General features: G+C 68.0%; 28 protein-coding genes. All 28 read left to right on the top strand.

The genetic code is table 11. The annotated features are described in order from the left end of the window. Positions 1–18 precede the first annotated feature (18 nt). Positions 19–2,121 carry an elongation factor G gene (gene fusA / locus V2J52_RS07465; RefSeq protein ID WP_331227035.1) on the top strand — a complete coding sequence of 701 codons (2,103 nt, stop codon included), beginning with the start codon at positions 19–21 and terminating at the stop codon, positions 2,119–2,121. 122 nt (positions 2,122–2,243) lie between these two features. Further along, the gene (gene tuf / locus V2J52_RS07470) at positions 2,244–3,437 is read left to right on the top strand and encodes an elongation factor Tu (protein WP_331227036.1); all 1,194 of its coding nucleotides are present in this window, start codon (positions 2,244–2,246) and stop codon (positions 3,435–3,437) included. A 356-nt stretch (positions 3,438–3,793) separates the two neighbouring features. Further along, a complete protein-coding gene (locus tag V2J52_RS07475; protein ID WP_331227037.1) occupies positions 3,794–3,979 on the top strand; it encodes a hypothetical protein in 186 nt (61 codons plus the stop codon). A 354-nt stretch (positions 3,980–4,333) separates the two neighbouring features. Next, a complete protein-coding gene (gene rpsJ / locus V2J52_RS07480; RefSeq protein WP_110852528.1) occupies positions 4,334–4,642 on the top strand; it encodes a 30S ribosomal protein S10 in 309 nt (102 codons plus the stop codon). An 11-nt stretch (positions 4,643–4,653) separates the two neighbouring features. Then, positions 4,654–5,322 carry a 50S ribosomal protein L3 gene (rplC, locus tag V2J52_RS07485; RefSeq protein ID WP_331227038.1) on the top strand — a complete coding sequence of 223 codons (669 nt, stop codon included), beginning with the start codon at positions 4,654–4,656 and terminating at the stop codon, positions 5,320–5,322. 1 nt (position 5,323) lies between these two features. Further along, complete coding sequence (rplD, locus tag V2J52_RS07490; RefSeq protein WP_331227039.1) at positions 5,324–5,980, top strand: 50S ribosomal protein L4; 657 nt, start codon at positions 5,324–5,326, stop codon at positions 5,978–5,980. After that, positions 5,977–6,282: a 50S ribosomal protein L23 gene (rplW, locus tag V2J52_RS07495; protein WP_331227040.1), complete on the top strand. Its 306-nt coding sequence runs from the start codon at positions 5,977–5,979 to the stop codon at positions 6,280–6,282. The genes rplD and rplW overlap by 4 nt, the downstream gene beginning before the upstream one ends. Before the next feature lie 35 nt (positions 6,283–6,317). Continuing rightward, positions 6,318–7,154: a 50S ribosomal protein L2 gene (rplB, locus tag V2J52_RS07500; RefSeq protein WP_331227041.1), complete on the top strand. Its 837-nt coding sequence runs from the start codon at positions 6,318–6,320 to the stop codon at positions 7,152–7,154. 18 nt (positions 7,155–7,172) lie between these two features. Beyond that, entirely contained in the window at positions 7,173–7,454 is a 282-nt protein-coding gene (gene rpsS, locus V2J52_RS07505; RefSeq protein ID WP_331227042.1) for a 30S ribosomal protein S19, read from the top strand. Between the two features lie 52 nt (positions 7,455–7,506). Next, positions 7,507–7,905 (top strand): 50S ribosomal protein L22, encoded by a 399-nt coding sequence (gene rplV / locus V2J52_RS07510; protein ID WP_331227043.1) that lies wholly within the window; start codon positions 7,507–7,509, stop codon positions 7,903–7,905. Then, a complete protein-coding gene (rpsC, locus tag V2J52_RS07515; protein WP_331227044.1) occupies positions 7,905–8,732 on the top strand; it encodes a 30S ribosomal protein S3 in 828 nt (275 codons plus the stop codon). The genes rplV and rpsC overlap by 1 nt, the downstream gene beginning before the upstream one ends. A gap of 3 nt (positions 8,733–8,735) precedes the next feature. Further along, complete coding sequence (gene rplP / locus V2J52_RS07520) at positions 8,736–9,155, top strand: 50S ribosomal protein L16 (RefSeq protein WP_331227045.1); 420 nt, start codon at positions 8,736–8,738, stop codon at positions 9,153–9,155. After that, a complete protein-coding gene (rpmC, locus tag V2J52_RS07525) occupies positions 9,155–9,394 on the top strand; it encodes a 50S ribosomal protein L29 (protein ID WP_331227046.1) in 240 nt (79 codons plus the stop codon). Before rplP ends, rpmC begins: the two co-directional genes overlap by 1 nt. 8 nt (positions 9,395–9,402) lie before the next feature. After that, the gene (gene rpsQ / locus V2J52_RS07530; protein WP_331227047.1) at positions 9,403–9,693 is read left to right on the top strand and encodes a 30S ribosomal protein S17; all 291 of its coding nucleotides are present in this window, start codon (positions 9,403–9,405) and stop codon (positions 9,691–9,693) included. Positions 9,694–9,768: 75 nt separating this feature from the next. After that, on the top strand, positions 9,769–10,137 hold the full coding sequence (gene rplN / locus V2J52_RS07535) for a 50S ribosomal protein L14 (protein ID WP_331227048.1): 369 nt from the start codon (positions 9,769–9,771) through the stop codon (positions 10,135–10,137). Between the two features lies 1 nt (position 10,138). Next, positions 10,139–10,480, top strand: a complete 342-nt coding sequence (gene rplX / locus V2J52_RS07540; RefSeq protein WP_331227049.1) for a 50S ribosomal protein L24 — start codon at positions 10,139–10,141, stop codon at positions 10,478–10,480. A 2-nt stretch (positions 10,481–10,482) separates the two neighbouring features. Further along, the gene (rplE, locus tag V2J52_RS07545; protein WP_331227050.1) at positions 10,483–11,055 is read left to right on the top strand and encodes a 50S ribosomal protein L5; all 573 of its coding nucleotides are present in this window, start codon (positions 10,483–10,485) and stop codon (positions 11,053–11,055) included. Position 11,056: 1 nt separating this feature from the next. Beyond that, complete coding sequence (locus tag V2J52_RS07550; RefSeq protein WP_331227051.1) at positions 11,057–11,242, top strand: type Z 30S ribosomal protein S14; 186 nt, start codon at positions 11,057–11,059, stop codon at positions 11,240–11,242. Positions 11,243–11,297: 55 nt separating this feature from the next. Beyond that, the gene (gene rpsH / locus V2J52_RS07555; protein WP_331227052.1) at positions 11,298–11,696 is read left to right on the top strand and encodes a 30S ribosomal protein S8; all 399 of its coding nucleotides are present in this window, start codon (positions 11,298–11,300) and stop codon (positions 11,694–11,696) included. Between the two features lie 18 nt (positions 11,697–11,714). Continuing rightward, the gene (gene rplF / locus V2J52_RS07560; protein WP_331227053.1) at positions 11,715–12,254 is read left to right on the top strand and encodes a 50S ribosomal protein L6; all 540 of its coding nucleotides are present in this window, start codon (positions 11,715–11,717) and stop codon (positions 12,252–12,254) included. Further along, complete coding sequence (rplR, locus tag V2J52_RS07565) at positions 12,254–12,625, top strand: 50S ribosomal protein L18 (protein WP_331227054.1); 372 nt, start codon at positions 12,254–12,256, stop codon at positions 12,623–12,625. Before rplF ends, rplR begins: the two co-directional genes overlap by 1 nt. A gap of 34 nt (positions 12,626–12,659) precedes the next feature. After that, a complete protein-coding gene (gene rpsE / locus V2J52_RS07570) occupies positions 12,660–13,373 on the top strand; it encodes a 30S ribosomal protein S5 (RefSeq protein ID WP_331227055.1) in 714 nt (237 codons plus the stop codon). Next, positions 13,373–13,555: a 50S ribosomal protein L30 gene (rpmD, locus tag V2J52_RS07575; protein WP_331227056.1), complete on the top strand. Its 183-nt coding sequence runs from the start codon at positions 13,373–13,375 to the stop codon at positions 13,553–13,555. The genes rpsE and rpmD overlap by 1 nt, the downstream gene beginning before the upstream one ends. A 2-nt stretch (positions 13,556–13,557) precedes the next feature. After that, the gene (rplO, locus tag V2J52_RS07580; protein WP_331227057.1) at positions 13,558–14,049 is read left to right on the top strand and encodes a 50S ribosomal protein L15; all 492 of its coding nucleotides are present in this window, start codon (positions 13,558–13,560) and stop codon (positions 14,047–14,049) included. A gap of 149 nt (positions 14,050–14,198) precedes the next feature. Then, on the top strand, positions 14,199–15,503 hold the full coding sequence (gene secY / locus V2J52_RS07585) for a preprotein translocase subunit SecY (RefSeq protein WP_331227058.1): 1,305 nt from the start codon (positions 14,199–14,201) through the stop codon (positions 15,501–15,503). Further along, complete coding sequence (locus V2J52_RS07590; RefSeq protein ID WP_331227059.1) at positions 15,500–16,075, top strand: adenylate kinase; 576 nt, start codon at positions 15,500–15,502, stop codon at positions 16,073–16,075. The genes secY and V2J52_RS07590 overlap by 4 nt, the downstream gene beginning before the upstream one ends. A 1-nt stretch (position 16,076) precedes the next feature. Beyond that, entirely contained in the window at positions 16,077–16,910 is an 834-nt protein-coding gene (map, locus tag V2J52_RS07595) for a type I methionyl aminopeptidase (RefSeq protein ID WP_331227060.1), read from the top strand. Between the two features lie 67 nt (positions 16,911–16,977). Further along, the gene (locus tag V2J52_RS07600; RefSeq protein WP_331227061.1) at positions 16,978–19,485 is read left to right on the top strand and encodes a helix-turn-helix transcriptional regulator; all 2,508 of its coding nucleotides are present in this window, start codon (positions 16,978–16,980) and stop codon (positions 19,483–19,485) included. Positions 19,486–19,501 lie beyond the last annotated feature (16 nt).

The following is a 19,501-nucleotide window of genomic DNA, read 5'->3' on the forward strand; positions in this document are numbered from 1 at the left end:
GACTGAAGAGAGTCTGCTGTGGCACTTGACGTGCTGACCGACCTGAACAAGGTTCGCAACATCGGCATCATGGCGCACATCGACGCCGGTAAGACGACGACGACCGAGCGCATCCTGTTCTACACCGGCATCAACTACAAGATCGGTGAGACGCACGACGGCGCCTCGACGATGGACTGGATGGAGCAGGAGCAGGAGCGCGGGATCACGATCACCTCCGCCGCCACCACCTGCTACTGGCACGACAACCAGATCAACATCATCGACACCCCCGGTCACGTCGACTTCACTGTCGAGGTGGAGCGCTCGCTGCGCGTGCTCGACGGCGCGGTTGCCGTGTTCGACGGCAAGGAGGGCGTCGAGCCCCAGTCGGAGACCGTCTGGCGCCAGGCCGACAAGTACGAGGTCCCGCGGATCTGCTTCGTCAACAAGATGGACAAGATCGGCGCCGACTTCTTCTACACGGTGCAGACCATCAAGGACCGCCTCAAGGCGACCCCGCTGGTCATGCAGCTGCCGATCGGTGCGGAGTCGGACTTCACCGGCGTCGTCGACCTCGTGCGCAACCGTGCCCTCACCTGGCGCGGCAACGTGCAGATCGGTGAGGACTACGTGGTCGAGGAGATCCCCGCCGACCTCGTCGAGCAGGCCGCGGAGTACCGCGCGCTGCTCATCGAGCAGGTCGCCGAGGCCGACGAGGAGCTGCTCGAGAAGTACCTCGGTGGGGAGGAGCTGAGCGTCGAGGAGATCCAGCGCGGTGTCCGTGCGCTGACCGTCTCGAGCGCGGCCTACCCCGTTTTCTGCGGCACCGCGTTCAAGAACAAGGGCGTGCAGCCGATCCTCGACGCGGTCATCGACTACCTCCCGTCGCCGCTCGACGTGCCGCCGATGGTCGGCCACGTCCCCGGCAAGGAGGACGAGGAGCTCACCCGCGCCGCCAACGAGACCGAGCCCTTCTCGGGCCTGGCCTTCAAGGTCGCCGTGCACCCGTTCTTCGGCAAGCTCACCTACGTCCGGGTGTACTCCGGCAAGGTCTCGCAGGGAAACATGGTCCTCAACTCGACCAAGGGCAAGCGCGAGCGCGTCGGGAAGATGTTCCAGATGCACTCCAACAAGGAGAACCCGGTCGAGGAGGCCCACGCGGGCCACATCTACGCCTTCATCGGTCTCAAGGACACCACCACCGGTGACACGCTCAGCGCGCAGGACGCGCCGATCGTGCTCGAGTCGATGTCCTTCCCGGAGCCGGTCATCCACGTCGCCGTGGAGCCCAAGACCAAGAGCGACCAGGAGAAGCTGGGCACCGCGATCCAGAAGCTCGCCGAGGAGGACCCGACCTTCACCGTCCGGCTGGACGAGGAGACCGGGCAGACCGTCATCGGCGGCATGGGCGAGCTGCACCTCGACGTCCTCGTCGACCGGATGCGGCGCGAGTTCAAGGTCGAGGCGAACGTCGGCAAGCCGCAGGTGGCCTACCGGGAGACCATCCGCCGCGCGGCGGAGAAGGTCGACTACACCCACAAGAAGCAGACCGGTGGCTCCGGCCAGTTCGCCAAGGTGCTCGTGAGCTTCGAGCCCCTCGACACTGCCGAGGGCGAGCTGTACGAGTTCTCGAACAAGGTCACCGGTGGCCGGATCCCGCGGGAGTACATCCCCAGCGTGGACGCCGGCATCCAGGACGCCATGCAGAACGGTGTGCTCGCCGGCTACCCCATGGTGGGTGTCAAGGCGACGCTGCTCGATGGTGGCTTCCACGATGTCGACTCCTCGGAGATGGCCTTCAAGGTTGCTGGCTCCATGGTGTTCAAGGAGGGCATCCGCCGTGCGGACCCCGTCCTCCTCGAGCCGGTGATGGACGTCGAGGTGCGTACGCCCGAGGAGTACATGGGCGACGTCATCGGCGACCTCAACTCGCGTCGTGGAATGATTCAGTCCATGACGGACGCGACTGGTATCAAGGTCGTTCGCGCCCTGGTGCCGCTGTCGGAGATGTTCGGCTACGTCGGTGACCTGCGGTCGAAGACCCAGGGGCGCGCGGTGTACTCGATGCAGTTCGACAGCTATGCCGAGGTTCCTCGGAATGTCGCCGAGGAGATCATCAAGAAGACCCGGGGCGAGTAAGTCCCACAGGTCGACCCAGTACGACCCCACAACACAAACCGACCCGTAGGACATGCTGGCCGGCAGGCGCCGTAAGCACCTGGCGGCGAGCAGACAACTACCCGAGTCCCAGGAGGACCCAAGTGGCGAAGGCAAAGTTCGAGCGGACGAAGCCGCACGTCAACATCGGCACCATCGGTCACGTCGACCACGGAAAGACGACGCTGACCGCTGCCATCTCGAAGGTGCTGGCTGACAAGTACCCCGAGCTGAACACGTTCAGCTCGTACGACCAGGTCGACAACGCTCCCGAGGAGCGTCAGCGCGGCATCACGATCAACGTCTCGCACGTCGAGTACCAGACCGAGGCGCGCCACTACGCGCACGTCGACGCCCCTGGTCACGCTGACTACATCAAGAACATGATCACCGGCGCGGCCCAGATGGACGGCGCGATCCTCGTGGTCGCCGCCACCGACGGCCCGATGGCCCAGACCCGTGAGCACGTGCTGCTCGCCCGCCAGGTCGGCGTTCCGTACATCCTCGTCGCGCTGAACAAGTCCGACATGGTCGACGACGAGGAGATCCTCGAGCTCGTCGAGGTCGAGGTCCGCGAGCTGCTCAGCAGCCAGGGCTTCGCCGGCGACGACGTCCCGGTCATCCAGGTCTCGGGCCTCAAGGCCCTCGAGGGCGACGCCAAGTGGGTCGAGTCCATCGAGAAGCTCATGGACGCCGTCGACGAGAGCGTCCCGCAGCCGGAGCGCGACGTCGACAAGCCGTTCCTCATGCCGGTCGAGGACGTCTTCACCATCACCGGGCGCGGGACGGTCGTCACCGGCCGTGTCGAGCGCGGGATCCTCAAGGTCAACGAGGAGGTGGAGATTATCGGCATCAAGGAGAAGTCGACCAAGACGATCGTCACCGGCGTCGAGATGTTCCGCAAGCTCCTCGACACCGCCGAGGCCGGCGAGAACGTCGGACTGCTCCTGCGTGGCACCAAGCGCGAGGAGGTCGAGCGCGGCCAGGTCGTCGCCAAGGTGGGTTCGATCACCCCCCACACCGACTTCGAGGCTCAGGTCTACATCCTCAACAAGGACGAGGGCGGGCGTCACAACCCGTTCTACTCGAACTACCGTCCGCAGTTCTACTTCCGTACCACGGACGTCACCGGCATCGTCACGCTGCCCGAGGGCGTCGAGATGGTCATGCCCGGTGACAACACCGAGATGACCGTGAACCTCATCCAGCCCATCGCGATGGAGGACGGCCTCGGCTTCGCCATCCGCGAGGGTGGCCGCACCGTCGGCTCCGGCCGGGTCACCAAGATCATCAAGTGATCCACCGCCGGACGCGAGTCCGGCACCGGCTGCCCGCGAGGCAGCCACCAGCTTCACGCTCAGGGCCTGGCGGCCATGCCGCCAGGCCCTCAGTCGTTCCCACCCCGCCCCACCCCCATTTCCGCCCCGCCCCCCACATCCGCGAGAGCGGGATTGTCCACGCTGCCGCTCCCCGCCCCCGTGCGTGCGTCTCGCCCTGGTGCGCGAGAGCGGGATTGTGCGCGAGAGCGGGATTTTCGACGGCGCCGGGTCTCGCCCTCGTGCGTGTGTCTCGCCCCCGTGCGCGAGAGCAGGATTGTCGTCGGAGATGCCCAATACGCAGCTCGCAGTAGCCGTGGCCGGTGAGGTGCGCCCTCGTGGACAATCCCGCTGTGGGTGACAATCCTGCTGTCGGGGACAAGTCTGCTGTGGGTGACAATCCTGCTGTCGGGGACAAGTCGGCGGTGGGGACAAGTCTGCTGTGGGTGACAAGTCGGCTGTGGGTGACAACCCTGCTCTCGCGGCGAGGGGGTGGCTCTTGCGGGGTGGGGGATGGCTGGTAGGGTGGTGCAGCCGGGAACGTGTCCCGGAACGTCTCTCGTGCCGCCAGGATCGGGGCAGTGTGGGACGTTGCCGATGTTGTCGCCCGTACCTGTACCGGTGATGACCAAGACCACACCGGTGAGCGCCGGATCGATTCGCCATGAGGGGGATCGGTCTGGCAGACTGTACCGGTTGCCTGGGGTCAAGTGCCCCAGGAGTCAAACTGCCGAGTCGGGCCCCGCGCCCAGGCTCCACATGCAAGTACAGGCCCCGCATCCGCAGGATGCACCGCGGCCGGGATGTTCGCCCAGCGCGACACGCCCGAGTGCGGGGGTCGGTAGTCAGAAGCGGTACGAGAGAGGTTAGACGACGCCATGGCGGGACAGAAGATCCGCATCCGGCTCAAGTCCTACGACCACGAAGTCATCGACAGCTCGGCGCGCAAGATCGTCGACACGGTGACTCGCGCTGGTGCGACGGTCGTGGGTCCGGTGCCGCTGCCGACGGAGAAGAACGTCTTCGTCGTCATTCGTTCACCGCACAAGTACAAGGACAGCCGCGAGCAGTTCGAGATGCGGACGCACAAGCGGCTGATCGACATCATCGACCCGACGCCCAAGGCGGTTGACTCGCTCATGCGTCTCGACCTCCCGGCCGATGTCAACATCGAGATCAAGCTCTGAGGATTCCCGCGATGACAAAGTTTTCCAAGCAGGCTGCTAGCGCGCCCGTCACGGCGCTGCTCGGCACGAAGCTCGGCATGACCCAGGTCTGGGATGACGCCGGGCGACTGGTCCCGGTGACCGTCGTACAGGTGGGCACCAACGTGGTGACCCAGCTGCGCGACGAGTCCACCGACGGCTACAGCGCGGTTCAGCTCGCCTTTGGCGAGATCGACCCGCGCAAGGTCACCCAGCCCCTCAAGGGCCACTTCGAGAAGGCCGGCACCACGCCGCGTCGTTTCGTTGCCGAGATCCGCACCTCCGAGAACGACGGATTCACCGTCGGTCAGGAGCTGCGCGCCGATGCCTTCGAGGCCGGCGCCAAGGTCGACGTCGTCGGCACCACCCGCGGCAAGGGCTTCGCCGGCACCATGAAGCGTCACGGCTTCGGCGGCGCCCCCGCGTCGCACGGTGCGCACCGTAACCACCGCAAGCCCGGTTCCATCGGTGGCGCCGCGACCCCCGGTCGCGTGTTCCGCGGAAAAAAGATGTCCGGCCGGATGGGCGTCGACCGCCAGACCACCCAGAACCTCACGATCCACGCCGTCGACGCCGAGCGGGGACTCCTCCTCGTCGCGGGTGCCGTTCCTGGCCCCAAGTACGGTGTCGTCGTGGTCCGTACCGCTGTGAAGGGGGCCTGACATGGCTGACACGCAGACCGTCGACATCGTCGACGCCGCCGGGAAGTCCACCGGGACGACCGAGCTGCCCGCGGAGATCTTCGACGTCGCGACCAACGTGCCCCTGATCCACCAGGTCGTCGTCGCCCAGCGCGCCGCTGCCCGGCAGGGCACCGCGTCCACCAAGACGCGTGCCGAGGTCCGCGGCGGTGGCAAGAAGCCGTACCGCCAGAAGGGCACCGGTCGCGCCCGCCAGGGTTCGATCCGCGCCCCGCAGTACGCCGGCGGTGGCGTCGTCCACGGCCCGCAGCCGCGCGACTACAGCCAGCGGACGCCGAAGAAGATGAAGGCGGCCGCCCTGCGCGGTGCGCTCTCCGACCGCGCTCGTGCCGGCCGCGTCCACGTGGTCTCCGAGCTCGTCACCGGCGAGACGCCCTCGACCGCCTCGGCACTGGCAGCGCTCAACAACGTCATCGCCGATCGCCGCGTCCTCGTCGTCGTCCAGCGCGACGACGAGCTGACCGTCAAGTCGCTGCGCAACGTGGTTCGTGTGCACCTCATCTGGTCCGACCAGCTGAACACCTACGACGTCCTCGTCAACGACGACGTCGTCTTCACGGCCGCGGCGCTCGAGGAGTTCCTCGGCACCACCACGCCGCGCGAGGAGGAAGCCAAGTGAGCGTCGAGCACAACAAGAACCCGCGGGACATCATTCTCGCCCCGGTGGTCTCCGAGAAGAGCTACAACCTGATCGACGAGGGCAAGTACACCTTCCTCGTGGACCCCCGGTCGAACAAGACCGAGATCAAGAACGCCATCGAGGCGATCTTCGACGTCAAGGTCACGTCGGTGAACACTGCCAACCGCCAGGGCAAGATTCGTCGAACCCGCACCGGTCTGGGCAAGCGTAAGGACACCAAGCGCGCGATCGTCACGCTGCGCGACGGCACCATCGACATCTTTGGCGAAGTGGCCGGCTGACCGCCGCTCGCTGGGCAGATTGAGGATCGAAACCCATGGCAATCCGTAAGTACAAGCCGACAACGCCGGGCCGTCGCGGCTCCAGCGTGGCCGACTTCGTCGAGGTCACCCGCTCGCAGCCGGAGAAGTCGCTGGTCCGCCCGCTCAGCAAGAGCGGTGGCCGCAACAGCACCGGCCGTATCACCACCCGTCACAAGGGTGGCGGTCACAAGCGTGCGTACCGTGTCATCGACTTCCGTCGCCACGACAAGGACGGCGTTCCCGCCAAGGTCGCTCACATCGAGTACGACCCCAACCGCACGGCGCGCATCGCGCTGCTGCACTACGCCGACGGCGAGAAGCGCTACATCATCGCGCCGAACAAGCTGAAGCAGGGTGCGCTCATCGAGAACGGTGCCGGCGCGGACATCAAGCCGGGCAACAACCTTCCGCTGCGCAACATCCCGGTCGGTACCGTCCTCCACGCCATCGAGCTGCGGCCCGGTGGCGGAGCGAAGATCGCCCGCTCGGCCGGCACCTCGGTGCAGCTCGTGGCCAAGGAAGGCACCATGGCTCAGCTGCGGATGCCCTCGGGTGAGATCCGCAACGTCGACGCCCGCTGCCGCGCCACCATCGGCGAGGTCGGCAACGCCGAGCAGTCGAACATCAACTGGGGCAAGGCCGGCCGCATGCGCTGGAAGGGCAAGCGCCCGAGTGTCCGCGGTGTCGTGATGAACCCCGTCGACCACCCTCACGGTGGTGGCGAGGGCAAGACCTCCGGTGGACGCCACCCGGTCAGCCCGTGGGGTCAGCTCGAGGGCCGTACCCGCCGTCCGAACAAGCCGAGCGACAAGCTCATCGTGCGCCGCCGGCGTACCGGCAAGAAGCGCTGAGAGTAGGAGAGCGACGAGATGCCTCGCAGCCTGAAGAAGGGTCCGTTCGTCGACGACCACCTGCTCAAGAAGGTGGACGCCGCCAACGAGTCCGGTTCCAAGAACGTCATCAAGACCTGGTCCCGTCGGTCGGTTATTACCCCCGACTTCCTGGGTCACACCTTCGCCGTCCACGACGGCCGCAAGCACGTGCCGGTTTTCGTCACCGAGTCGATGGTCGGCCACAAGCTGGGGGAGTTCGCCCCGACCCGCACTTACCGCGGGCACGACAAGGACGACCGCAAGGGCCGCCGTCGCTGACGCGACCGGCCAACCCAGCACCCCGAACATCCGACAAGTAAGGCAGGAATCGATGGAAGCCAAGGCGCAGGCGCGATATGTGCGCGTCACGCCCCTCAAGGCTCGCCGCGTCGTGGACACCATCCGCGGACAGCGCGCCACCGAGGCCGTGACCGTACTGCGGTTCGCCCCGCAGGCGGCAGCCGAGACGGTGCGCAAGCTCGTCGAGAGCGCGATCGCTAACGCACGTGTGAAGGCCGACCAGGCCGGCGAGGCGTTCGACGAGAACAAGCTCGTCGTCCTCGAGGCGTTCGTTGACGAGGGCCCCACGCTCAAGCGGTTCCGACCGCGGGCCAAGGGCAGCGCGAACCGCATCCTCAAGCGGACGAGCCACATCACCGTCCGCGTGGGCGAACTCACCAAGAACGGCACGGTCTCCGTTGCCGCTGGAACGAAGGGGAGGACCCGATAGTGGGTCAGAAGGTCAACCCGACCGGGTTCCGGCTCGGCATCACCACAGACCACCGCTCGCGCTGGTTCGCCGACAGCACCAAGCCTGGGCAGCGGTACCGCGACTACGTCCGCGAGGACGTCGCCATCCGCAAGCTCATGGCCTCGGGCCTCGAGCGTGCCGGTATCTCCAAGGTCGACATCGAGCGCACGCGTGACCGCGTCCGCGTCGACCTGCACACCGCCCGGCCGGGCATCGTCATCGGCCGCCGTGGTGCGGAGGCCGACCGCCTGCGCAGCGAGCTGGAGAAGCTCACCGGCAAGCAGGTGCAGCTGAACATCCTCGAGGTCAAGAACCCCGAGATCGACGCTCAGCTCGTCGCTCAGGGCATCGCCGAGCAGCTCGCCAGCCGTGTCTCCTTCCGTCGTGCGATGCGCAAGGGCATGCAGTCCGCCCAGCGCGCCGGCGCCAAGGGCATCCGGGTGCAGTGCTCGGGCCGTCTCGGCGGCGCCGAGATGTCCCGCTCGGAGTTCTACCGCGAGGGACGAGTTCCCCTGCACACGCTGCGCGCGAACATCGACTACGGCTTCTTCGAGGCCCGCACCACCTTCGGGCGCATCGGCGTCAAGGTGTGGATCTACAAGGGTGACCAGACCGAGCGCGAGTTCGCCCGCGAGCAGGCCGACGCCACCCCTCGTGGCCGTGGTCGCGCCGCCGGCGCCGAGCGCCCCCGCGGTCGCCGCGGCGACGGTCGTGGCCCCCGTCAGGGCGAGCAGTCCGAGACCGGCGGCGCTCCTGCCGCCGAGGCTCCGGCCGCAGCGCCCGCCGAATCAGGAACGGAGGCCTGAGTCATGCTCATCCCTCGGCGGACCAAGTTCCGCAAGCAGCACCACCCGCGCCGTTCCGGCGTGGCCAAGGGCGGCACCGAGATCTCGTTCGGCGACTTCGCGATCCAGGCTCTCGAGCCCGCGTACGTCACCAACCGGCAGATCGAGGCCGCGCGTATCGCCATGACCCGGCACATCAAGCGTGGCGGGAAGGTGTGGATCAACATCTACCCCGACCGCCCGCTGACCAAGAAGCCCGCCGAGACCCGCATGGGTTCGGGCAAGGGCTCACCCGAGTGGTGGGTCGCTAACGTCAAGCCCGGCCGCGTGCTCTTCGAGCTGGCCGGTGTCGACGAGGAGCTCGCCCGCGAGGCCCTGTCCCGCGCGCAGCACAAGCTCCCGCTCAAGACTCGTTTCGTTCGTCGTGAAGGTGGTGAAGGCTGATGGCCATCGGTTCGAAGGGGCGCTTCGCCCACGACCTCGACGGGATGACCGACGAGAAGCTGGCCGAGGAACTCGGCAAGGCCAAGGAAGAGCTGTTCAAGCTGCGCTTCTCCTCGGCGACGGGTCAGATCGAGGACCACGGCAACCTCAAGGCCGTGCGTCGCGACATTGCCCGGATCTACACGATCGTGCACGAGCGCGAGCTCGGTATCCGCACCGCTCCCAGCAACGAGAAGTGAACGAGGCCATGAGCGAGAATTCCGCAACCACTGAGAACGCCGCGGTCGTTCGTAACGACCGCAAGATCCGCCGCGGCTATGTCGTGTCCGACAAGATGGACAAGACCGTCGTCGTCGAGGTCGAGGACCGCGTCAAGCACGCTCTCTACGGCAAGGTCATCCGCCGGACCAGCAAGGTCAAGGCGCATGACGAGTCCAACGAGGCCGGCGTGGGCGACCTGGTCCGCATCCAGGAGACCCGCCCGCTGAGTGCGACCAAGCGCTGGCGGATCCTGGAGATCGTCGAGAAGGCCAAGTAGCCACCTCAAGTCCATCATCCGTTCGGCAAGGCTCGGCGCGAGCCGAGAACCAGCACGACGACAGGAGTACATCGAATGATCCAGCAGGAGTCGCGACTTAAGATCGCCGACAACACGGGGGCCAAGGAGATCTTGTGCATCCGTGTGCTCGGAGGCTCCGGCCGGCGTTACGCCGGTATCGGCGACGTCATTGTCGCCGCCGTCAAGGACGCCATCCCCGGCGGCAACGTCAAGAAGGGCGACGTCGTCAAGGCGGTCATCGTCCGTGCCGCCAAGGAGCGTCGTCGTCCTGACGGTTCCTACATCCGCTTCGACGAGAACGCCGCCGTCATCCTCAAGGCTGACGGCGAGCCGCGCGGAACCCGCATCTTCGGCCCGGTGGGCCGCGAGCTGCGCGACAAGAAGTTCATGCGCATCGTCTCCCTGGCTCCGGAGGTGATCTGAGATGGCTCGGATCAAGAAGGGCGACCTCGTCGTCGTCATTGCAGGTCGTGACAAGGGCAAGCAGGGTCGGGTGCTCGAGATTGACATCGAGCGCGACCGTCTTGTCGTCGAGGGTGTCCAGCGCGCCAAGCGCCACACCAAGGTCGGTCAGTCCGGCCGCGGCGCCAAGACCGGTGGCATCGAGACGATCGAGGCCCCGATCCACGCCAGCAACGTCATGGTCGTCGACCCGGAGTCCAAGAAGGGCACCCGGGTCGGGATCCGCACCGAGACGGTCGAGCGCGACGGACGCACCCGCACCCAGCGGATCCGGGTTGCCAAGCGCTCCGGTAAGGACATCTGAGCATGAGCGAGAACACCGCAACCGCGACGCAGCTGCCGCGTCTGAAGCAGCGCTACCGCGAGGAGATCATCGCCGGGCTGCGCGAGGAGTTTGCCCACCCCAACATCAACGAGGTCGCAACGCTGACCAAGATCGTTGTGAACATGGGTGTCGGCGACGCCGCGCGTGACTCCAAGCTCATCGAGGGCGCCATCCGTGACCTCTCGGTGATCACCGGCCAGAAGCCGCAGGTGACCAAGGCCCGCAAGTCCATCGCCCAGTTCAAGCTGCGTGAGGGCCAGCCGATCGGCGCCCACGTGACGCTGCGCGGCGACCGCATGTGGGAGTTCCTGGACCGTCTGCTGTCCACCGCCCTGCCGCGCATCCGCGACTTCCGTGGGCTGTCGCCCAAGCAGTTCGACGGCAACGGCAACTACACCTTCGGTCTCACTGAGCAGTCGATGTTCCACGAGATCGACCAGGACAAGATCGACCGGGTGCGTGGCATGGACATCACAGTCGTCACCACGGCCACTACCGACGAAGAGGGGCGCTCGTTGCTCAAGCACCTCGGCTTCCCGTTCAAGGAGAACTGACGTGGCCAAGACTGCGCTGATCCAGAAGGCGAACCGCAAGCCGAAGTTCAAGGTTCGCGGCTACACCAGGTGCCAGAAGTGCGGACGTCCGCACTCGGTGTACCGCAAGTTCGGACTGTGCCGCATCTGCCTGCGGGAGATGGCCCTGGCGGGCCAGCTCCCCGGCGTGACCAAGAGCAGCTGGTAAACGACTACGTCGTAGGTCCGGATAGGAAACCCCGACGAGGAAGGGCTGACGCCCGATGACAATGACAGACCCCATCGCAGACATGCTCACGCGTCTGCGTAACGCCAACTCGGCGTACCACGAGTCGGTGACCATGCCGTACTCCAAGCTCAAGGCGGCTATCGCCGAGATCCTCCAGACCGAGGGCTACATCGCCGGCTCGGTCGTCGAGGACGCCCAGGTAGGACAGAAGCTGACGCTGAACCTCAAGTTCGGCCCGCAGCGCGAGCGCTCGCTCGCCGGCATCCGCCGGGTGTCCAAGCCCGGACTGCGCGTTTACGCGAAGTCCACCAACCTTCCCCGGGTCCTTGGTGGCCTGGGTGTGGCGATCCTGTCCACCTCCTCGGGTCTGCTGACAGACCGCGAGGCCGAGAACAAGGGCGTAGGTGGGGAAGTCCTCGCCTACGTCTGGTGACCAGGGAGGAATGTAACCATGTCTCGAATCGGTAAGGTTCCGGTCCCGGTCCCCGCAGGAGTCGACGTCACGATCGACGGCGCGCTGCTCACGGTCAAGGGCCCCAAGGGCACGCTCAGCCACACCATCCCCGCGCCCATCGCGGCGTCGCGGGACGAGGACGGCACCATCGTCGTCACCCGGCCCGACGAGGAGCGCGAGTCGCGCTCCCTCCACGGCCTCACCCGCACGCTCATCCACAACTGCGTGGTCGGGGTGACCCAGGGTTACGAGAAGAAGCTCGAGATCGTCGGTACCGGCTACCGCGCCGTGGCCAAGGGCCAGGGCATCGAGCTCGCGCTCGGCTTCTCCCACCCGGTGTCGGTGACCCCTCCCGAGGGGATCACCATCCAGGTGGAGGGCAACAACAAGCTGACGATCTCCGGGATCGACAAGCAGCTCGTCGGTGAGGTTGCCGCCAACATCCGTAAGATCCGTAAGCCCGAGCCCTACAAGGGCAAGGGTGTGCGCTACGCGGGCGAGCAGGTTACCCGCAAGGCCGGAAAGGCAGGTAAGTGATGGCACTGTCCGTCAAGGGCAAGGGCAAGAACGCTGCGCGTGCCCGCCGCCACGGCCGCGTCCGCAAGCGGATCCACGGCACCCCCGAGCGTCCCCGTCTGGTCGTCACCCGGTCCTCGCGTCACATCGTGGCGCAGCTGGTGGACGACACGACCGGCACGACGCTGGCCTCCGCCTCGACCCTCGAGGCGGACCTGCGCGGGGACGACGGCGAGAAGGTTGCCAAGTCCCGCAAGGTCGGCGAGCTCGTTGCCGAGCGCGGCAAGGCAGCAGGCATCGAGCAGGTCGTCTTCGACCGTGGGGGCAACAAGTACCACGGGCGGGTCGCAGCAGTGGCCGATGGCGCCCGCGAGGGCGGGCTGCGCCTGTGACCAGGGTCAACGCACGAGAGCAAAGGAACATCTGATGGCTGCACCGCAGCGAAGCAGGACCGGCTCCGGTTCCGGTACCGGCAGCGCCGGTGGGACCGGTGCCGCCGGCGGGACCGGCGAGCGCACCGGCGGCGGAGACCGCCAGGGCGGTCGCCGTGGCGACAACCGTCGCGGGCCGGAGGACAAGAACCAGTACATCGAGCGCGTGGTGACGATCAATCGCGTCTCCAAGGTGGTCAAGGGTGGGCGTCGCTTCAGCTTCACCGCCCTCGTGGTCGTCGGCGACGGTGACGGCACCGTCGGCGTGGGCTACGGCAAGGCCAAGGAGGTGCCCGCGGCGATCGCCAAGGGCGTCGAGGAGGCGAAGAAGAACTTCTTCCGCGTCCCGATGATCCAGAAGACGATCCCGCACGCCGTCACCGGCGAGGCCGCAGCCGGCGTGGTGTTCCTGCGTCCGGCCGCTCCCGGTACCGGGGTCATCGCCGGTGGTCCGGTGCGCGCCGTGCTCGACTGCGCCGGTATCCACGACATCCTGAGCAAGTCGCTCGGGTCGGAGAACGCGATCAACATCGTTCACGCCACCGCTCAGGCCCTCAAGGACCTCGAGCAGCCGGAGGCCGTGGCCGCGCGCCGCGGGCTCCCGCTCGAGCGCGTCGCGCCGGCAGTCATGCTGCGCAACCGCGCCCTGGGCGAGGCGAAGAACCGTGACGAGAAGCTGACCCAGGGCGCCGGAAGGGCTGGTGCCTGATGACTCAGCTGAAGGTCACCCAGACCAAGTCCACCATCGGTGGCACGGACAACCAGCGCCACACTCTGCGGTCCCTCGGGCTGCGACGCATCGGCCAGAGCGTCGTGCGTGAGGACCGCCCTGAGTTCCGCGGCATGATCACGACGGTGGCCCACCTGGTCAGCGTCGAGGAGGTCAAGTAACCATGGCCGATTCCAAGAAGGCAGCAGAGGGGACCGACGCCAACGCGGCGCGTCCGCTCAAGCTCCACCACCTCCGTCCCGCCCCGGGTGCCAAGAGCACCAAGATCCGGGTGGGCCGCGGTGAGGGTGGTCGTCGAGGCAAGACCGCGGGCCGCGGGACCAAGGGCACCAAGGCCCGTTACCAGGTTCCCGCCGGCTTCGAGGGTGGGCAGATGCCGCTGCACATGCGGCTGCCCAAGCTCCGTGGCTTCAAGAACCCGTTCCGCACCGAGTTCCAGGTCGTTAACCTCGACCGGCTCGCGTCGCTGTTCCCCGAGGGTGGCACCGTCACCGTCGAGGACCTCGTCGCCAAGGGTGCGGTGCGCGGCGGTGAGCTCGTCAAGGTGCTCGGCACCGGCGAGCTGGCCGTCAAGCTGGACCTCACCGTCGACGCCTGGTCGGCGTCGGCACAGCAGAAGATTGAAGCAGCCGGCGGGTCACTGACCCAGGCCTGAGCTGCCGTCAAGGGCGGTCCGGAGTTCTCGGGCCGCCCTTGTCGTCTCAGCAACCGTGGGTGTCACCGCCAGGTCATCAGGACCAGGTAAGGTACACCCCGGCCCATCCGGTCTCGCTACGATGCGGGACGACGTAAGCAGGAGGAAGTTTGCTCAGCGCATTCGCCCAGGCGTTCCGTACGCCTGACCTGCGGCGCAAGCTGCTCTTCACGCTCGGGATCATGGCAGTCTTCCGGCTGGGGTCGTTCATCCCAGCCCCGGGCGTCTCGTACCCGAACGTGCAGCAGTGCTTGAACCTGGTCGGCGGCTCCAACGACCTCATCGGCCTCGTCGACCTCTTCAGCGGCGGCGCTCTCCTCCAGCTCTCGATCTTCGCGCTGGGCATCATGCCCTACATCACCGCGAGCATCATTGTGCAGCTGCTTCGGGCGGTCATCCCGCACTTCGAGGCGCTGCAGAAGGAGGGCCAGGGAGGCCAGGCCAAGCTCACGCAGTACACCCGCTACCTGACGATCTTCCTCGCCGTCCTGCAGTCGACGACGATGATCACCATGGCGAGATCGGGCAACCTGCTGCCCGGCTGCCCGGTGCCCCTCATCCCGGACGACTCCATCCTCACCATCGTCATCATGATCGTGACGATGACGGCCGGCACCGGTCTGGTGATGTGGCTGGGCGAGATCATCACCGAGCGTGGCGTCGGCAACGGCATGTCGCTGCTCATCTTCACCTCGATCGCCTCGGGCTTCCCGTCGGCGCTGTGGTCGGTCGGAGCGGCCGTCAACGGTCTGGCGAACGTCACGATCGTCGTCGCCCTGCTACTGGTCATCACCCTCATCGTGGTGTTCGTCGAGCAGTCCCAGCGCCGGGTACCGGTTCAGTACGCCAAGCGGATGGTCGGCCGGCGGATGTACGGCGGGTCGAGCACCTACCTGCCGATCAAGATCAACATGGCCGGTGTCATCCCGGTGATCTTCGCGTCCTCGCTGCTGGCACTGCCCGGCCTGTTCGCGCAGTTCGGTGACCAGACCTCCGGCTGGGTCCAGTGGATCACCGTCAACCTGCTCTCGCCGAGCGCGCCGCTGTACATGGTCATCTACTTCGTGCTCGTCGTGTTCTTCACGTTCTTCTACACGTCGATCACCTTCAACCCTGATGACGTCGCGGACAACATGAAGCGCTACGGCGGATTCATCCCGGGCATCCGGGCGGGCCGGCCGACGGCCGAGTACCTGCAGTTCGTCACCTCGCGGATCACGACGTCGGGCGCGCTCTACCTGGGCCTCGTCGCGATCATCCCGGTCATCATCTTCGCCGGCCTCAACCTCGACGACTCGGTGGGCTTCGCACTCGGCGGCACGTCGATCCTCATCGTCGTCGGCGTCGGTCTGCAGACCGTCAAGGAGATCGACTCCCAGCTCCAGCAGCGGCACTATGAAGGGTTCCTGCGATGAGCCAGCGTCTGGTCCTCCTCGGTCCGCCCGGTGCCGGCAAGGGCACCCAGGCGGCCCGGATCAGTGGCGAGCTCGCTGTGCCGGCGATCTCCACCGGCGACATCTTCCGCAGCAACGTCGCTGAGCGCACCGCGCTCGGCCAGCGGGCCCAGCGGTACATGGACGCCGGCGAGTACGTGCCCGACGAGGTCACCAACGAGATGGTCCGTGCCCGGCTCGCCGAGCCGGACGCCGCTGACGGGTTCCTGCTCGACGGGTACCCGCGGACGCTCGACCAGGTCCGCGAGCTCGAGCTCATGCTGCGCGAGCGCGGCGCGGCGCTGACCGCCGTCGTCGAGCTCACCGCCGACGACGAGGCGGTCGTCCAGCGCCTGCTCGGCCGCGCGGCCGAGCAGGGCCGGGCGGACGACACCGACATCGTCATCCGGCGCCGGCTCGAGGTCTACCACGAGCAGACCGCGCCGCTCGCCGGCTACTACGAGGAGCGCGGCCTGCTGCGCCGGGTCGACGGGATGGGCTCGGTCGAGGACGTCACGGCACGGCTGCTGGCCGTGCTGCGACCGCAGCACTGACATGCTCGGCGGCGACCGGATCGAGTACAAGACCCCCGACCAGATCCGCGTGATGCGGCGGGCCGGGCTGGTCGTCGCCGACATCCACGCGGCGCTGCGCGACGCGGCGGCCCCGGGAGTGACGACCGCTGAGCTCGACGACGTCGCGCGTGGCGTCCTCGAGGGCGCCGGGGCGACGTCGAACTTCCTCGGCTACCACGGCTATCCGGCTCACGTGTGCATCTCGGTCAACGAGGAGGTCGTCCACGGCATCCCCGGCAGCCGGGTGCTCGATGACGGTGACGTCGTCTCGTTCGACTGCGGCGCCGTCGTCGACGGCTGGCACGGCGACGCGGCCTTCACGATGATCCTCGGCGAGGCCGACCCGGCGGACGTCGCGCTCAGCGAGGTCACCCGTGACGCGATGTGGGACGCCATCGCGGCACTGGCCACCGGCGAGCGGCTCGGGGTTGTCGGCAGCGCCGTGGAGGACGCTGTCAGCGCGCGAACCGCGGCGGGCGACGGGCCGTACTCGATCCTCGAGGACTACGTGGGCCACGGCATCGGCAGCGCCATGCACCAGCCGCCCGACGTCCTCAACTACCGCACCCGGCAGCGCGGTCCCCGGCTGCGACCGGGGATGTGCCTCGCGGTGGAGCCGATGATCACCCGAGGCGGCCTCGAGACGGTCGTCCTCGGCGACGACTGGACGGTGGTCACCGCCGACGGCGCACGCGCCGCGCACTGGGAGCACACCGTGGCGATCGTCGACGGCGGTGTCTGGGTGCTGACCGCGCCGGACGGCGGCGAGGAGGAGCTCGCGAAGCGGCACCTGTCTGCGGTGTTTCTGCCATGATGACGGTATGGGACGCCTGGGGCGGCAGGGCTCTGTTGCTCTGCCGCGAGCGAGCCGCGGAGCGGCCGTGCACGAGCGCGTCCTCGCAGCGCTGGACCGTCGCACCGCACTGACGATCCTGCGTGCCCCTCGGGGGTTCGGCAAGACCACCTCCATCGCTCGGTGGCTGACGCTGCGCGACGACGACGTCGCCACCGTCTACTGCGCGCTCGACGAGAGCGCCAGGCTGGTTGCCGGTTTCTGGCGGCGGCTGGGCGACGCGCTGGCGGCCGCTAGCAACGGCGACGAGCGGACGGCGGCCGAGCGTACGCGTGAGGATGTCATCGCGTGGCTGACCGGCAACAGCGAGCCGCTGCGGATCGTCATCGACAACTTCCACGAGGCCGGCCACCTCGATGGCACGCTGGCCATCGACGACGACCTGCTCGACATCATCCGCGACAACGACACGATCGAGCTCATCGTGGGCACCCGGGCGCTGCGGTCGCTGGAGACCGCCGGCGCGCTGTCGGTGGACGTGACGGTCGTCCGGCCCGCAGACCTCGCCCTCGACTCGCGCGCGGTGCTCGAGCTGGCGGCCGCCCGCGGCATCACCATCAGCGAGGACGAGGCCGGCGACCTCGTCATGGAGGTCGGTGGCTGGCCCGCCGCCATCCGGTCCTGCCTCGACGCCGCCGCTGTCAGCGAGAGCAACGCGCGGGTGGACAGCACGCTGGTCGACGGCTTCGTGGACACCCTGCTGCGTGACATCCGCTCCGACGACCTGCGGGAGTTCCTCGTCCGGACCGCGGTCCCCGAGGAGTTCTCGGCAGCGGGCGCGAGCGCGATCGTGCCCGGGGGGCGCGCGATCCGCGACCTGCGCAACCTGCTCGTCGGCGGCATGCTGCAGGAGCGGCACACGGTGGCGGGGCTGCGGTACACCTACCCACCGGCGATCCGCGAGTCCATCGTCCGCACCATCGCGGAGCACCGGCCGGAGATCGTGCTCGAGGTCCACCGCGCGCTCATGGTGGTGGCGGCCCGCGAGGATGGGCCGTTCGAGGTGTTCCACCACGCCGTCCACGCCGAGGAGTGGGAGACCGCGCTCCGGGTGCTGGGGGAGGAATGGGCCGCGCTGTCGGTGCAGCACCGCGGTGAGCTGATCGTGCTCGCCCGCCGGTTCCCGCCGGACCTGCTCGCCAACGACCCCCGGCTGGGGGTGATGACCCGGGTGCTGCCCTCGATGCCGTTGGCGGGTGAACGGGACAACGCGTGGTCGCCCGCAGCCCCGCTGTTCCTGGAGGAGGCCGGGCGGTTCCGGGGCGATACCGACACCGTGGCCGATACCGCGATGGTGCTGTTCCAGACCGGCTCCGCGGCGGTGTTCGCGGGCGAGAACGACGGCGCCGGCTATGCCTTCGAGCGGCTGCGCACGCTGGGCCTGTCGACCGGAGATTCCGATGCGTGGCTCATGGGCAGCGCCGGTCTGCTGACGGTCTACGCGATCGTCGGTGAGGTCGACCGGGCGCTGGAGCTGGCGGAAGACCCAGACCTGGCATCGGTAGTGCACGGCGACATGCCGACGAGCGGGGTGGGCGAGATCGTCGCCATCGGCTGTCGGATCGCGGTGGCGCTCGCGGCCGCCGACGGCATGTCGGCAACGGTGGACGAGGCCACCCGGCGGATCGTTGAGCCCCGCCGGCGCGACGAGATCTGGGCGCTGGCGATCTATGCCCGTGCGCTGGGCACGACGGCGAGCCCCTCGGCGGCGGACCGTGACCGGGCGGTGGGCCAGCTCCGGGCCGCGATGCGTCACCTGGAACCGGGCGGCATCACCGAGGCCACCCTGGGTACCACCCTCGTTGAGCTGCTCCTGCTCGCGGGGCAGACCGGTGTTGCGGAGCAGGTGCTCGACCGGCTCGCGCCGTCGCACGTCTCGCAGCCCACCCGGGCACAGCTCTACCTGGCACAACGACGGCTGGCGGAGGCGGTGGTGATCGCCGAGCAGAGCCTGCGGGACCCGCGCCTGACGGTGCGCGCCCAGCTCTGCTGCGACACGACGATCGCCGCGGCGCTGCACGGGCAGGGCCAGCTGACCGCCGCCCGGCGGCAGTTCACCCAGGCGGTGCAGCTGTCCCGGGCTACCGGGCAACGTCGAGGCTTCTTCCTCATGCCCGAAGAGGTGTTCAACGACCTCGCGGCGGGAGATCCGGAGATTCTCGCGCTGCGTGCCCAGCCGCGGGCCTGGAGCGGCACGGGGTCGACGGCGCCGGACGGGATCGCCACGACGTTCGAGGTCGGTACCAACGGTCGCACCGGACCGGCAGGTCATGCTCAGCTCGGGCACCGGTCCGCGGGCGTCCGTACGGTGAGCTCGGCGGCACCGGCACCGACGACGGACCGGCTCAGCCCCCGTGAGGTCGAGGTCATCGCGGCGTTGCGGCAGAACGCGGGGCCGGCGGGCGTTGCCGCCGCCCTCGGGGTGTCGGTCAACACCGCGAAGACGCACGTGCGCAGCGTGTACCGCAAGCTCGGTGCCGCGAGCCGGGAGGAGGCGCTGCGGTTGGCGGACTCGATCGCGCGGGAGGGCAGGTGAGCGGCCAGCACCGACG

Source organism: Georgenia sunbinii, assembly GCF_036421875.1.
In the GTDB taxonomy this organism is placed as follows: Bacteria; Actinomycetota; Actinomycetes; order Actinomycetales; family Actinomycetaceae; genus Georgenia_B; species Georgenia_B sunbinii.

What these genes read in the sequence shown, in the direction of transcription:
- rpsE (WP_331227055.1), top strand. Translation starts at nt 12,660, where the DNA reads ATGGCTGCACCGCAGCGAAGCAGGACCGGCTCCGGTTCCGGTACCGGC.
- rplC (WP_331227038.1), top strand. Translation starts at nt 4,654, where the DNA reads ATGACAAAGTTTTCCAAGCAGGCTGCTAGCGCGCCCGTCACGGCGCTG.
- rpmD (WP_331227056.1), top strand. Translation starts at nt 13,373, where the DNA reads ATGACTCAGCTGAAGGTCACCCAGACCAAGTCCACCATCGGTGGCACG.
- rplR (WP_331227054.1), top strand. Translation starts at nt 12,254, where the DNA reads ATGGCACTGTCCGTCAAGGGCAAGGGCAAGAACGCTGCGCGTGCCCGC.
- V2J52_RS07590 (WP_331227059.1), top strand. Translation starts at nt 15,500, where the DNA reads ATGAGCCAGCGTCTGGTCCTCCTCGGTCCGCCCGGTGCCGGCAAGGGC.
- rplO (WP_331227057.1), top strand. Translation starts at nt 13,558, where the DNA reads ATGGCCGATTCCAAGAAGGCAGCAGAGGGGACCGACGCCAACGCGGCG.
- rpsS (WP_331227042.1), top strand. Translation starts at nt 7,173, where the DNA reads ATGCCTCGCAGCCTGAAGAAGGGTCCGTTCGTCGACGACCACCTGCTC.
- rplB (WP_331227041.1), top strand. Translation starts at nt 6,318, where the DNA reads ATGGCAATCCGTAAGTACAAGCCGACAACGCCGGGCCGTCGCGGCTCC.
- rpsQ (WP_331227047.1), top strand. Translation starts at nt 9,403, where the DNA reads ATGAGCGAGAATTCCGCAACCACTGAGAACGCCGCGGTCGTTCGTAAC.
- rplE (WP_331227050.1), top strand. Translation starts at nt 10,483, where the DNA reads ATGAGCGAGAACACCGCAACCGCGACGCAGCTGCCGCGTCTGAAGCAG.
- rplF (WP_331227053.1), top strand. Translation starts at nt 11,715, where the DNA reads ATGTCTCGAATCGGTAAGGTTCCGGTCCCGGTCCCCGCAGGAGTCGAC.
- rplD (WP_331227039.1), top strand. Translation starts at nt 5,324, where the DNA reads ATGGCTGACACGCAGACCGTCGACATCGTCGACGCCGCCGGGAAGTCC.
- rplP (WP_331227045.1), top strand. Translation starts at nt 8,736, where the DNA reads ATGCTCATCCCTCGGCGGACCAAGTTCCGCAAGCAGCACCACCCGCGC.
- map (WP_331227060.1), top strand. Translation starts at nt 16,077, where the DNA reads ATGCTCGGCGGCGACCGGATCGAGTACAAGACCCCCGACCAGATCCGC.
- rplN (WP_331227048.1), top strand. Translation starts at nt 9,769, where the DNA reads ATGATCCAGCAGGAGTCGCGACTTAAGATCGCCGACAACACGGGGGCC.
- rplX (WP_331227049.1), top strand. Translation starts at nt 10,139, where the DNA reads ATGGCTCGGATCAAGAAGGGCGACCTCGTCGTCGTCATTGCAGGTCGT.
- rpsH (WP_331227052.1), top strand. Translation starts at nt 11,298, where the DNA reads ATGACAATGACAGACCCCATCGCAGACATGCTCACGCGTCTGCGTAAC.
- rpmC (WP_331227046.1), top strand. Translation starts at nt 9,155, where the DNA reads ATGGCCATCGGTTCGAAGGGGCGCTTCGCCCACGACCTCGACGGGATG.
- rplV (WP_331227043.1), top strand. Translation starts at nt 7,507, where the DNA reads ATGGAAGCCAAGGCGCAGGCGCGATATGTGCGCGTCACGCCCCTCAAG.
- rpsJ (WP_110852528.1), top strand. Translation starts at nt 4,334, where the DNA reads ATGGCGGGACAGAAGATCCGCATCCGGCTCAAGTCCTACGACCACGAA.